General features: G+C 57.8%; 10 protein-coding genes and 3 pseudogenes. 5 read left to right on the top strand and 8 right to left on the bottom strand.

What is annotated here, in order from left to right:
• Nucleotides 1-155: 155 nt before the first annotated feature.
• Together QMX85_RS22385 and QMX85_RS22390 are read left to right on the top strand one after the other, a co-directional pair.
• A complete protein-coding gene (locus QMX85_RS22385; RefSeq protein ID WP_003279762.1) occupies nucleotides 156-350 on the top strand; it encodes an AlpA family transcriptional regulator in 195 nt (64 codons plus the stop codon).
• A 301-nt stretch (nucleotides 351-651) separates the two neighbouring features.
• Nucleotides 652-1,308, top strand: a complete 657-nt coding sequence (locus QMX85_RS22390; protein WP_253083969.1) for an inovirus Gp2 family protein — start codon at nucleotides 652-654, stop codon at nucleotides 1,306-1,308.
• Nucleotides 1,309-1,402: 94 nt separating this feature from the next.
• Here the strand turns inward: QMX85_RS22390 and QMX85_RS22395 are convergent, their stop codons facing one another.
• Nucleotides 1,403-1,603 (bottom strand): hypothetical protein, encoded by a 201-nt coding sequence (locus QMX85_RS22395; protein WP_282344625.1) that lies wholly within the window; start codon nucleotides 1,601-1,603, stop codon nucleotides 1,403-1,405.
• Nucleotides 1,604-1,886: 283 nt separating this feature from the next.
• Here QMX85_RS22395 and QMX85_RS22400 point away from each other — a divergent pair.
• Nucleotides 1,887-2,183 (top strand): annotated as a pseudogene (locus QMX85_RS22400) (inovirus-type Gp2 protein); the annotation flags it as partial.
• Nucleotides 2,184-2,186: 3 nt separating this feature from the next.
• Here the strand turns inward: QMX85_RS22400 and QMX85_RS22405 are convergent.
• The 4 genes and pseudogenes from QMX85_RS22405 to QMX85_RS22420 all read right to left on the bottom strand — a co-directional run.
• Nucleotides 2,187-2,414 carry a DUF4113 domain-containing protein gene (locus tag QMX85_RS22405; protein ID WP_282344627.1) on the bottom strand — a complete coding sequence of 76 codons (228 nt, stop codon included), beginning with the start codon at nucleotides 2,412-2,414 and terminating at the stop codon, nucleotides 2,187-2,189.
• Nucleotides 2,411-3,160: an IS21-like element IS1474 family helper ATPase IstB gene (istB, locus tag QMX85_RS22410; protein ID WP_282344629.1), complete on the bottom strand. Its 750-nt coding sequence runs from the start codon at nucleotides 3,158-3,160 to the stop codon at nucleotides 2,411-2,413. Before istB (QMX85_RS22410) ends, QMX85_RS22405 begins: the two co-directional genes overlap by 4 nt.
• 25 nt (nucleotides 3,161-3,185) lie before the next feature.
• Nucleotides 3,186-4,713: pseudogene (istA, locus tag QMX85_RS22415) on the bottom strand (IS21 family transposase); the annotation flags it as partial.
• 251 nt (nucleotides 4,714-4,964) lie between these two features.
• A pseudogene (locus QMX85_RS22420) lies at nucleotides 4,965-5,873 on the bottom strand (Y-family DNA polymerase); the annotation flags it as partial.
• Between the two features lie 509 nt (nucleotides 5,874-6,382).
• On the opposite strand from QMX85_RS22420, the gene QMX85_RS22425 reads away from it, so the two are divergent.
• The gene (locus tag QMX85_RS22425) at nucleotides 6,383-6,745 is read left to right on the top strand and encodes a cupin domain-containing protein (RefSeq protein WP_071534424.1); all 363 of its coding nucleotides are present in this window, start codon (nucleotides 6,383-6,385) and stop codon (nucleotides 6,743-6,745) included.
• A gap of 83 nt (nucleotides 6,746-6,828) precedes the next feature.
• Complete coding sequence (locus QMX85_RS22430) at nucleotides 6,829-7,332, top strand: chlorite dismutase family protein (RefSeq protein WP_011914408.1); 504 nt, start codon at nucleotides 6,829-6,831, stop codon at nucleotides 7,330-7,332.
• A gap of 144 nt (nucleotides 7,333-7,476) precedes the next feature.
• On the opposite strand, the gene QMX85_RS22435 is transcribed toward QMX85_RS22430, so the two are convergent.
• The 3 genes from QMX85_RS22435 to istB (QMX85_RS22445) all read right to left on the bottom strand — a co-directional run bounded on the left by QMX85_RS22435 (nucleotide 7,477) and on the right by istB (QMX85_RS22445) (nucleotide 11,201).
• Nucleotides 7,477-9,642 carry a tyrosine-type recombinase/integrase gene (locus QMX85_RS22435; RefSeq protein WP_282344631.1) on the bottom strand — a complete coding sequence of 722 codons (2,166 nt, stop codon included), beginning with the start codon at nucleotides 9,640-9,642 and terminating at the stop codon, nucleotides 7,477-7,479.
• Nucleotides 9,639-10,262, bottom strand: a complete 624-nt coding sequence (locus QMX85_RS22440) for a site-specific integrase (protein WP_348775236.1) — start codon at nucleotides 10,260-10,262, stop codon at nucleotides 9,639-9,641. Before QMX85_RS22440 ends, QMX85_RS22435 begins: the two co-directional genes overlap by 4 nt.
• 135 nt (nucleotides 10,263-10,397) lie before the next feature.
• The gene (gene istB, locus QMX85_RS22445) at nucleotides 10,398-11,201 is read right to left on the bottom strand and encodes an IS21-like element ISPst3 family helper ATPase IstB (RefSeq protein WP_034017318.1); all 804 of its coding nucleotides are present in this window, start codon (nucleotides 11,199-11,201) and stop codon (nucleotides 10,398-10,400) included.
• Between the last annotated feature and the right edge of the window lie 134 nt (nucleotides 11,202-11,335).

Here is an 11,335-nt window from a genome sequence, read left to right on the forward strand (position 1 = left end):
CCCCCCCCCCCCCCCCCCCCCCCCCCCCCCCCCCCCCCCCCCCCCCCCCCCCCCCCCCCCCCCCCCCCCCCCCCCCCCCCCCCCCCCCCCCCCCGGGGCGGCGTGTAAAAAAGGACGGGGAAGCCAGATCTGATGAGTCAAGTTAGGAGCTCATCATGAAAGTAATTCGATTGCAGCAGGTAATGGAGATGACCGGTCTCGGGCGCTCCACAATTTACAAGTATGTTTCCGAAAGTTGGTTTCCGAAGCCAATTCCCTTGGGAGGAAGAAGCGTGGGTTGGCTGGAGGGTGAGGTGTCTGAATGGATACTGGAGAGGGTGGCAGAGCGAGATATTCAAGAAGTTGCTTAAGGTGAAGCACCAGCTGTTCTTGTAAGTGGTTGGTTGTCACCACAGTCGGGGCTAGCCCGGCTGTGGTGATATTTTACGCGAGTAGTTAGTTTGAAGTTTTTATGGTGTTTGTCTGTGTAGGCTCGTCTGATTTCCTGGGTTTTATGAATTTTTCTTCTCGGTATTGGTAGTATGCTTTAGTAGTATGATTACTGGTATATGAATGGCACCCACAAGTGCCATTCATACGGTTGAAGATTGATGTCTGTTAAAATCTACTTACTGTTAGAAGTATATGAATCTAACAGTGAGGTGTTAAGTAATGTTACGTCATCATCAAAACAAAAATCTACTCATTCATTATGGAGGTGACTATTGTGGGCTGCCAGTCCAGGGCGATAAGGGGCCATTTTTTCAGCAGTATCTAGAAAGGCTTCGAGGTGTGATTGATAGTGCTCTTCAGCAGTACTCTAGGGTGTTGGCTTTTAGGATTGACCTGAGGTTTCCCGTTGGAATCATTCTCCCAGATGACCATTGCACGAATAAGGTAATAGAGCGCTTTATAAAGTCGCTCAAGGCGAAGATTTCCAATAATCGGAAAAATGCACGTCAAGAGAACAAATATGCACATGACAGCGTTGTGCGATTCGTATGGACGCGGGAAGTTGGGTCGAATGGAAAGCCACACTATCACATGGCTATTTTGCTGAATTTTGATGCGTTTAATGCCCTCGGTAAATTTGAGACAGGAAGGGACAACATGTTCAATCGTCTCGAACAGGCGTGGGCAAGTGCCTTGGGCTTATCAGTGGAGGCCGTCAGAGGGCTGGTGGAGATACCGGCCAATTCTGCCTACTGCCTACGTCGTAATGATCCGCAGAGTCAGGCTGATTTTTTCTACAGGGCCAGCTACCTCTGCAAGGTTGCTACCAAGGTCTACGGAAATGGCCAGCATGGTTTCGACGCAAGTAGGCTCTGATTCCCCATAGTACTGTCGCTTGCGTTGGGCCCGGCTGGGCTCAAATAACCCTGGCAGGTTAGGTTGGGGAGTCTCTATGGCACTGGGTGGATGACTAGGAGCTTGCTCCAAGCGCCGCCTGTGCCTTGTTGATCACTTCCAACAGCAGGCGCTTTTCAGGTTCGCTGCCTGGTTGATCAGATAGCTGGCAGAGTCGATCTTGAGCTTTGCGCAAAATCCCTCTTTCCGCGCGGTCTGTTTCGCGAGCTAGACCGTCCATGCCAATCAGTAGTGCTTGTATCTCGCCGGTACTCATTACCGTATCTCAGCCAGGCAGCGGCTACGTAAAGCGGAGTCTTGGATTGCATAGCAGCGACCTGGGTCCTTGTGCGCGAGAGCCAAGCAGTAGGTCCTGGCATCAGCCTCAGCAATGGCATAACAGCTGGAGGTATCAGCTGCGTTTGCTGTGGCTGTGAGGCCAAGCAGCAGGCCGGCAAGATAGCGACTGATCATGGTGAGTGCTCCCGGTGGTTTGAGCTGCGATTCGATCCAGTAGGTAAAGCATTCCTTCGTCCGGCCTGACTGTATTCGTCCAGCGTCTATTGATCCTGTTGAACCGCGATGCCTACTACACCATCGGGCGTCTGGGGTCAGACCGAGTGAACATGATCAGCAGTATCGAGGAGTCCTGGGCAGGTGCGCTGGGGCTACCAGTCGACCTGGTGACGGGGCTGGTGCACATTCCGAAGGATGCTGAGTATCGAATCGATCGAGTAAAGCGTCGAGGCAAGGGCGATGAGCTGGATGATCTGTTCTGCCGGGCTAGCTACCTGTGTAAGAAAGCGACCAAGTCCTACGGGGATCGTAAGCGAGGATTCGGTACCAGCCGAGGCTAGTGGCTAGTTCGCCTTTGCGACCATTAACTCAGACCAGCGAGTGGTATAGGCGGGGGAAAGCAACTCTCTGCGCATTGCCCACTCGACTGGCTTGGCTATGCGTCCTGGCTGCAGTGTGCCGCGTCCCCAACGATTGCGGATTTCGGTGAACGTGACCGAGCGTTTCGCTAATACGTGACCGGTGTTTCCACCCCGGTTGCGCGGGTTCTGGATTGTAATCGCATCGGTCACGATGCGGTTTGCTCCTCGGTTTTTTTCCGGCGCAGTGACTCGCCCTTCATCGTCAGTCGGTAGGCGTTGTGCACCAGGCGGTCGAGGATGGCGTCGGCCAGGGTTGGGTCGTTGATCCAGCCGTGCCAGTGCTCGATGGGTAGCTGGCTGGTCAGGATGGTGGAGCGGCTGCCGGCGCGGTCGTCGATCACTTCCAGCAGGTCATGCCGAGCCCCTTCCTCCAGCGGGGCCAGCGCCCAATCGTCCAGCACCAGGACGTCGACCTTGGCCAGCTGTTGCAGGGTGCGACCGAAGCTGCCGTCGCCGTGGGCGATGCGCAGTTGCTCCAGTAACCGCGGAGTGCGCAGGTACAAGGTGCTGTAGCCCTGGCGGCAGGCCTGGTTGCCCAGGGCGCAGGCCAGCCAGGTTTTGCCGGCGCCGGTCGGCCCGGTCAGCAGCAGGTTGTGCTGCTGGCGGATCCAGTCGCCACTGGCCAGAGTGGCAATCAGGCGCTCGTCCAAGGCGCGTCCGGGGCGCCGGTCGAGATCCTCCAGGCAGGCGTTGCTGTACTTGAGCTTGGCCTTCTTGCGCAGTCGCACCAAGCGCTGGTTGTCACGCCAGGCCAGTTCACGGTCGAGCAGCAGGCCGAGGCGTTCATCGAAGCTCAGGCTGTGGCTGGCCGGCAGCGTCCATTGCTCCTCCAGCGCGCGGGCCATGCCGTCCAGGCGTAGCTGGTGCAGTTGATTCAGGGTGTGTTGAGGCATCATCGAACAGCTCCTGTTGCGGGGGTTGGTAGTAGTCGGCACCACGGACGTTTTCGTGGTGGCCAGGGAGGCTCGTCTCGGCTGCTCGCTTGGGCAGCGGCTGTTGGTCCAGGCCCTGTTGGAGCAGGTTGCGCACACTGCGCCCGGTGAAGGCGCGCAGCTGGACGGCCCGCTCGGCGGCGGCTTCCAGGCGCGCATTGCCGTAGCGGCGAGCCAGCGAGAGCAAGCCGAGGCAGGCGCGATAGCCCATCTCAGGGTGCGGCTTGTGGGTCAGCTGGTGATCGATCAGTTGGCGCGTGTAGGGGCCGATCCGCTCGCCCCAGTCGAGCAGGCGTTGCGGCGTCCATTCGCGATGGGCCTGGTGCGCGGCGGGCATGTGCTCGCGCTGGGTGCTGTAGGCGCCGCGTCGGCCCAGCAGCACATGGCTGGCCACTCGCCGGTTGCCATGCAGCACTTCCAGGGTGTGCGCCGTCAGCCGCACATCGACGCTCTGCCGGGCCAGAGCCGAGGGCACGCTGTAGAAGCTGCCGTTCACCTCGATGTGGTAATCGATGTTGACCTTGCAGCGCTTGAAGCTGGCAACCTCGTAGGGCTGCGCCGGCAGCGGGTGCAGGGCAGGCCGATCCAGGCGCTCAAACCAGTCACGCCGGCAGCCGTCGAGCCGCTTGAATGGGCGTCGATTCAGATCCTCCAGCAGTTCGGCGATGGCCTGATTGAGTGCATGCAGGCTGAAGAACTGCTGATGGCGCAGCCGCGCCATGATCCAGCGCTCGACAACCTGCACCGCCACCTCGGCCTTGGCTTTGTCCTGAGGTTTGCGTGGCCGTGCCGGCAAAATCACCGTCTGATAATGCCGGGCGCACTCCAGTGTCGCGCGGTTCAGGCCCGGCTCGTAACGATCCGGCTGAGCAACCAGGGCGCGCGGATTGTCCGGCACGACCATCTCTGGCACGCCACCAAAGTAGGCGAGCGCCTGGCCCAGAGACGTCAGCCAGTCGACCTGGGTTTCGCCCGGCGTCGCGCAGGCATAGGTGTAATTCGAAGCGCCCAGTGCAGCGACGAAGATATGCGCCCGGCGGACTTCGCCGGTGGCTGGATCGACCACCGGCAGCGTCGGGCCGGCATAGTCGATGAACAGCTTCTCGCCCGCGCGGTGCAGCTGACGCATCGAGCGTTTGAGCGTCTGGGCGTAGCGCCGGTAGTGCTCGACGAACTGGGTGTAGCGGTAGGTCGGCTGCCCCGCATGCGCGGCGAGATACTCCTCCCACAGCAGCTGCAAGGTGACGCCCTTGCGCCGCAGCTCGCGGTGGATACTCAGCACGTCCGGCAGCACCCCGCTCACCGCGCGGCTGGCCCGTCGACGCCGGCGGGAACAAGGCGGCCGCCAGCGCGGCCTCGTCCATGGCCACCAGCGCCGGCCAATCCAGCCCGGCCACACGCGCCGCCGCGACGTACTTGCTGACGACGCCCTTGGACAGCTGCAAGGCACGGGCGATCTTCTCGTGGGACAAACCGGCCTCAAGCTTGAGGCGCAGACATTCTTTGATGTTTCGCATGGCTACTCGCGGCGCCGCCATCCCTCGTCTCCCGAAATCGGGCGAGGGTGACGGTCGCATCAGGTCATGCGCAACGCAGGGGGAAGGTTTTCGCTAAGCCGTGACCGGCGATTTCGGTAAGCCGTGACCGCCTGTTTCGGAACAGGCGGAAAATCGGTCACGTTGCTACCGAAATGAGCGGTCACGCGTTAGCGAAATGACCGGTCACGATCAACCGAAACGGCCGGTCACGATGCTCCGAAATATGCACAACGATTGTTGATCGCGTCCAGAGTGCTCATCAGTCGCTCGGTTTTCACGGGCTGTTCAGGGGCAAACAGATCCGGCGTGTATTCGTTCTTGCGGCACAGATCCAGGAGCAGCACTTGAGCCTTGGCGTAGCTGAAGCCTTCTCTGAAGACCTGCTGCAATCCAGCCTGAACAGCCTTGACGATCAGTCGGCTGTCGTCGGTCGGGTAGGGCAGCTGGCAGAGGACGCCATTGGCATATTTCGCTTCAGCTGGATTGAACATCCCGGTGCGCAGACTGACCCTCACCTGCCTGCAGAGCGACTCCTGCTTGCGGAGCTTTTCAGCAGCGCGCGTCGCATAGCTGGTGACGGCCTCTTGGATAGGCGCTAACTCTCGCAGGCGCTTACCGAATGATCTGCTTGAGCATATCTCCTGCTTGGGTTCGATTTCGTTCTCGATCTCCAGGCACGCCACACCGCGCAGTTCGCGCACAGTTTTCTCGACCACGACATTGAATCGCTTGCGTAGTGTCCAGGCATCCATCTGTGCCAAGTCCCAAGCTGTCTTGATTTGCATGCCTTCCAAGTGAGCACGTATTCGGGGACCAACGCCCCAGACTTCCTCTACAGGCATGGCCTTGAGCAGCTTGTCGCGACGAACCGGATCGCGAATGTCTACGACGCCACCAGTTTGCTTCTGCCAGCGCTTGGCGGCGTTATTAGCGAGCTTGGCCAGTGTCTTGGTGGTGGCGATGCCTATGCCGACCGGGATACCAGTCTTCTGCTTAATCTCTGCCTGCACCTGACGACCTATCGACTCCAGCGGCTCGGGCAGCCCGGTCATATCGGCAAAGGCTTCGTCGATGCTGTATACCTCGATGCTTGGAAAGCAGCTCTCCAGGATCGTCATCACACGCTCGCTCATGTCGCCATTTATGTGTAATAGAAAGTCAATAAGAACCGGGCCATGCTCGCCCTTGGAGCTTCTCATACCCAACCGGTATGGCTGTAGCTTCTGAGGAGATCGCCGTCGCTCACCGGATCATCCGGTCATCCTGTTAGTAACCGGTCAAAGCTGATCTGTTACATCGAAGGCGGACACCTGTCCATCGACAACACCCCTGCCGAGCGGTGAACCGCCCTCCCATGTACATATGACCAAAACGTCGCCGTTATCCTACCGTTCTGTCATGCCTACCCACGACGGAGTATTGACGGTCTCCGTCCTATAACATAGCTTTTCCGAAAGGCGCTCAAGTACATATCGTCATGTGCATACGAGCCTCGTGTCGTTAAAAGAAATGGTTGGTGCCGCATGAAAGTGCTCTTCATGATGCCGTTCGGCGTGTCGAGCTTCTCCGCCCCCATCAAGATCAAGGCTTCGTCTTGGTGTTAGTGCCAGATGCACGTCACCTTGCGGTGCAGGAATGGAGTGTGAACATGAAAGCAGAAACGGAATCGCGGATTTTTTCGGTGGACGAATATGTCCGTCCGTCTAACGGCGAACCGATCCGTTCAGTTGTTCTGGAGACCAACGATTCTGTCGTTGTAGTTTGGCACGCCTACCCTAGGCAGGAAATAGCTGCCCATGTCCATCCTCACGGCCAAGATACTTGGACGGTTATCTCAGGTGAGGCCAAGTATTATCAAGGCAACGGCGTAGAAATTCATCTTAAAGCTGGAGATATTGCCATTGCAAAACCTGGGCAAGTACATGGTGCCGTGAACTCTGGTCCAGGACCTTTCATATTTGTCTCCGTGGTTGCGCCGGGCAGTGCAGGTTTTGCGTTATCTGAGAAATAGGCGAAAGGCCTGAGAGGAACCTGATGAATACACGAGTATTTACGTTCGCTGGTGGAGAAACGGGGGTTTGGCGCGTTGTTGCGATGAATGCCGTGGCAGGAGCCCCTCTCCCTGGAATCCCACGGCTCAACGTAGCCGCTGGCTCTGTTTCGCCGCAGCCTCCGGGCACCAAATGGCTCCTTCGCGGGATAACGAGTAACGAGCGCTATGTCGTGCGTGAAGAGAAGGATCGTCTCGTGGCGAAGCAGCCAAGCTTGGGTCGAGCAGAGGCTACCTGCGCCGCCCTGATCCCTATCCGGAAAAACCCCTCATGGTGGGGACTGTCTCAAGACGAACGCCGGAAGATTTTTGAGGAACAGTCCCGTCACATTCACATCGGGCTCCAATATCTCCCTGCTGTGGCCCGCCGCCTCCACCATTGTCGGGACCTGGGCGAGAACGAACCCTTCGACTTCTTGACTTGGTTCGAATATTCCCCGTCTGATGAGACGGCCTTTAACAGGCTTCTGGCCGAACTCCGAGCCTCGGTGGAGTGGCAGTATGTCGACAGAGAAATCGACATCCGGCTAGTGCATGAGCCGGCCTAGCATCAGGTTTAACTTCGATCTACGTGCGGCACACTCCTGCGACACCCGCAGCCCAGCAAAACCCCGAAAAATCTAGTGTGTCGCATAACTTAGGAGTAACGCGACAGGTATGTCTAGCGAGCCACTAGTCGCTTAAGAACTTTTCTACTTATAGCCTCCTCTTTCTCTCATCGATCTCCTCGGCATCCTGCCGTCTAGAGCCGGCACATTGTCCAGCTTTCGAATGAGGCTCTCCAGCTTTTCCAAGTCGCCCTCGGCAATGGCTCGCTCGTCGGGAGTTAAAGGCACGGCCTCCAAGTACCGTCCGATAGACGATTTGCTTTCCAATGCTTGGGCCCTTGCGCTGGCTTTCGGCAAGTTGAAGTCACACCCCGCACAGGCCATGCGATGTGGGCAGCTGCTCCAGAAGGGATTTGAACAATACGAGTCGCCCAAGTCATAGAAGGTGTAGGGGGCATCTGAATGGCGAACAATTACGTCATGATCGATCAAAACGGAGACCATATGGGCCATTTGATCGGCTTTAACGAAGGATGCTGCCAGCTTGGTAGGCCGAATTCGAATGTAATGCAAAGTCGAATTCGGCGAGCTATGTCCCGACCACTGCATTAGCTCGATCAGCGACATGCCCTGAGGGACGCTGGCGAGCGCCGTCACTGCGGAGGCACGTCCCCGGTGGCTGGTGATTCGCCCGCGACTGTCCTCCAGTGGCACACCCGCCTTGGCGCATAGCATTGGAATGATGGTGCCATTAATGACACTGGAGCCTATGCGCTTGCCTCGAAACTGAAATAGGTAGCTAACTTTTTCCCCGGTTCGCTCATCCAGCAAAGCGGCCTGGTTAGCAGGCCTGTCCTCCAGCCAGGCGTCAATGCGCTCCTTCACGACCACCGCTACAGGTTTGACGAAAGCTTTGAACGTCTTGCTGGCAGGAATATCGAGATAGCATAAAGTTTTTGCTGGAACGATGGTCCCATCCTCGTGTACCACATCATTGGTCTGAGGATGCGCGCATCTTTTATCCAAGCGCATGATTTCATTGCTGCGCAAACCAGCGTGCGTCCACACTACAGCAATGGCTTGAACCATCGACAGCGGATAGTGAATCTCCGAAAGCAGATCACTACGCTCAAGATTTAGACTCGCCCAAATCAGCTTGAGCCAGGTCGAGTCATCAATTACCCGCGGGTTGATACCCGAGTTGAATGTCACGGATCGCGGGGTGGCGAGGTGATGCCGGGGGCTGAACTTCAAACGACCCCATCCCCAGAGTTCAAAGTCTGTAAAAAATCGTCGCAAGGCATGTAGAAAGCCGCGCTTCGAGTTGGCAGCGATAGGCTGACCAAGCCCCTTTAGCTGTGTTCCCTTCGCTGACTCCAAAGCCCACTCACCGACCGTCATCCGGTCGACGGCAGCAATAAATGCAGCGCAAGTGGACATGCTCCAATCGGTAGGCGCCGCCATTCCTGATTGCTCGCGCGCTAGCCAGACACTGGTCCTCAAGATAAAACTGTAATTGCTTTCACGTGTGCGTGGACGCAAGGTGGAAGTGTCTCGCCATCGACGGCACCACATTGCCCAAGTCGGATCGATGCCTTCGATGCTTTTCGCCCGCCAACAGGTATAGCCTCGCATGCGTAAAGGTTTCGCCAAAATCCCCATGGCAGCGAGGCCGTGAGATACCTTTCCGACCGATCTCGCGACACCTTCGCTTCGATGCTGTTGGCCCTTCAGTAGCAGTTCCTCGGTGAATGTCTCCAACCGCGGATCGCCGTTTTCCAGCATCAAGGCACCCAGCACGTTGGAAAGGAACTGCTCAAGATGGCGAGCAGCGTAGCCCAGCGATCTCAACGCTTGGCTCAAGCGAACGTGCTCATGTCTGAACACGGCATGGCCGAAGATAAAAGAAGCATATATCGCCGGCTGCCGGAATTTGGCGATACGCTGCGGGGTTCGAAAATCGCCGAGATGGTAAGCAACGGAAGCGAGATATGGTCGTGATCCTGCTCGATTACTGAGCAAGGTCAACCACTGCGACTCAGACCAACACCAGTAGGGTTTACCGGTTTTGCTGACATTCCAGAGAATGACTGCCACTGATGAAATGGCTAATCGCTGAGAAACGCCGCTGTGCGCCGCTATATCAGCTAGCGGCCTCATGAGCTCAGGTATCTCTGATTGGAGGTAGCCCCAGTCTGAACGGTGAGAGCGATTCGAAAGTATGCTCAGCTCGATTTTCGATAGATCGCTCTGACGTACGTACTTGCTCGCGTCGAACGGAACATAAGGGGTGACTGAGGGGGTGCTCATAGCAATGCCTCAGACCCAAAGAGTTCACAGAACATCCGAGCATCGAGACTGCCGACGGAGTGCGCCATCTTTGCGGTTAAATCCGCGCCAGATAGGTGCAGGTAAATCAAAGTGGTTTTGGGGTCTCGATGTCCAGCATACGTGGTCAGTTCATGGAGCTTCCAGCCCGCACGGGCCAGATGGGTAAGCCGAAGGTGGCGAAAGGTATGAGTGCTCAGGTGCGATAGTTTCGCTTCCTTGGCCCACCCTTCAACCGTTTTACTCCACGCCCAACGGGACAGTGGCGAGCCTCGATTACGATCTGATGCTGATCGAAACAACGAACCTCGCATCCAGCCAGCGCCGCGAAGAGCATGTAGATGCTCTATCAAGACAGGTGCAATGTCTGGGCTGTAGCACACGACGCGGCTGCGTTTGCCTTTGGTCGTTTCCGCTCGCACCGAGATCAGTCGGTGTGCAACGTCTAAATCCTCAATACGCAAGGCCACCAACTCGGCACGGCGAAGAGCCCCGAAATACGCCAACGACAGCATTAGTCGATCACGGATAGACGACCTGGCCTGTTGGCGCTGATGGAAAATTGACCCACCCTGCCGATTGAAATTTGACCCAGGGCGGATTGCTGATTTTGTTACCAGCAACTGTGGATAAGTCTACCAGCGCAGCTGCTTTTGAACCCACTCCCTCGCTGTCCCAGTTCAGCTGTTGAAGACCTGCCACATGCAGCCATGCAGCAGGCCGTCGTCACCATGAAATCAGAACGACTCATCGTCCTCCGGTTCCTGGCCGCCCTTACGCTTTCGCTCCCGTGATTTGATCTTGGCCTGGGCCGCCAAGCTACTGTGTTGCAGGCGATAGGACTCGTTACCGGTTTCGACGATGTGGCAGTGGTGGGTCAGCCGATCCAGCAGGGCGGTGGTCATCTTGGCGTCGCCGAACACGCTCGACCATTCGGCGAAGCTCAGGTTGGTGGTGATCACCACGCTGGTGTGTTCGTACAGCTTGGACAGCAGGTGAAACAGCAACGCACCGCCAGCCTGGCTGAACGGCAGATAACCCAGTTCGTCGAGGATGACCAGATCCATGCGCAGCAGTGCCTGGGCGATCCGCCCGGCTTTGCCGTCGTGTTTTTCGCGCTCCAGCAGATTGACCAGATCGACCGTGGAGTAGAAGCGCACGCGCTTGCCATGCCGGGTGATGCCGGACACGGCCAGCGCGGTGGCTAGGTGGGTTTTACCGGTGCCTGGCCCACCGATCAGCACCACGTTCTGCGCGGTGTCGGTAAAGGCCAGGCTGGCCAGCTCGCTGATCAGGCGTGCGTCGGCGCTAGAGGCGCTGAAGTCGAAGCTGGCCAGATCGCGGTGCATCGGCAGCTTGGCCATGTTCATCTGGTGGCTCACCGAGCGCATGGCGCGATCTGTGTGCTCTTGTTCCAGCAGGTGTTCGAGCAGCCACTTGGACGAGGCTGTGTTCGACTCACCCTGTGCAGTTAACTCCGCCCAGGCCGTGGCCATGCCGTGCAGGCGCAGCTCCTTGAGTTCCGCCATCAAATCACGCATGACCGACCTCCTCGGCCTGGCCACGCAGGCGGTCGTAGCGCGCCGTGTTAGCGACGGGGGCTTCCTTGAGCGACAAGTGGGTTTCGACGCTGGGTGGTGGTTCGGTCGCGGCCAGGCGCGCCACGACATTGAGG

The sequence above is a fragment of the Pseudomonas sp. PS02288 genome (genome assembly GCF_029959715.1).
Taxonomy (GTDB): domain Bacteria; phylum Pseudomonadota; class Gammaproteobacteria; order Pseudomonadales; family Pseudomonadaceae; genus Pseudomonas_O; species Pseudomonas_O kuykendallii.

Coding starts and splice junctions, on each gene's coding strand:
- QMX85_RS22385 (WP_003279762.1), top strand. CDS start 156: ATGAAAGTAATTCGATTGCAGCAGGTAATGGAGATGACCGGTCTCGGG.
- QMX85_RS22390 (WP_253083969.1), top strand. CDS start 652: ATGTTACGTCATCATCAAAACAAAAATCTACTCATTCATTATGGAGGT.
- QMX85_RS22395 (WP_282344625.1), bottom strand. CDS start 1,603: ATGAGTACCGGCGAGATACAAGCACTACTGATTGGCATGGACGGTCTA.
- istB (WP_282344629.1), bottom strand. CDS start 3,160: ATGATGCCTCAACACACCCTGAATCAACTGCACCAGCTACGCCTGGAC.
- QMX85_RS22425 (WP_071534424.1), top strand. CDS start 6,383: ATGAAAGCAGAAACGGAATCGCGGATTTTTTCGGTGGACGAATATGTC.
- QMX85_RS22430 (WP_011914408.1), top strand. CDS start 6,829: ATGAATGCCGTGGCAGGAGCCCCTCTCCCTGGAATCCCACGGCTCAAC.
- QMX85_RS22435 (WP_282344631.1), bottom strand. CDS start 9,642: ATGAGCACCCCCTCAGTCACCCCTTATGTTCCGTTCGACGCGAGCAAG.
- istB (WP_034017318.1), bottom strand. CDS start 11,201: ATGCGTGATTTGATGGCGGAACTCAAGGAGCTGCGCCTGCACGGCATG.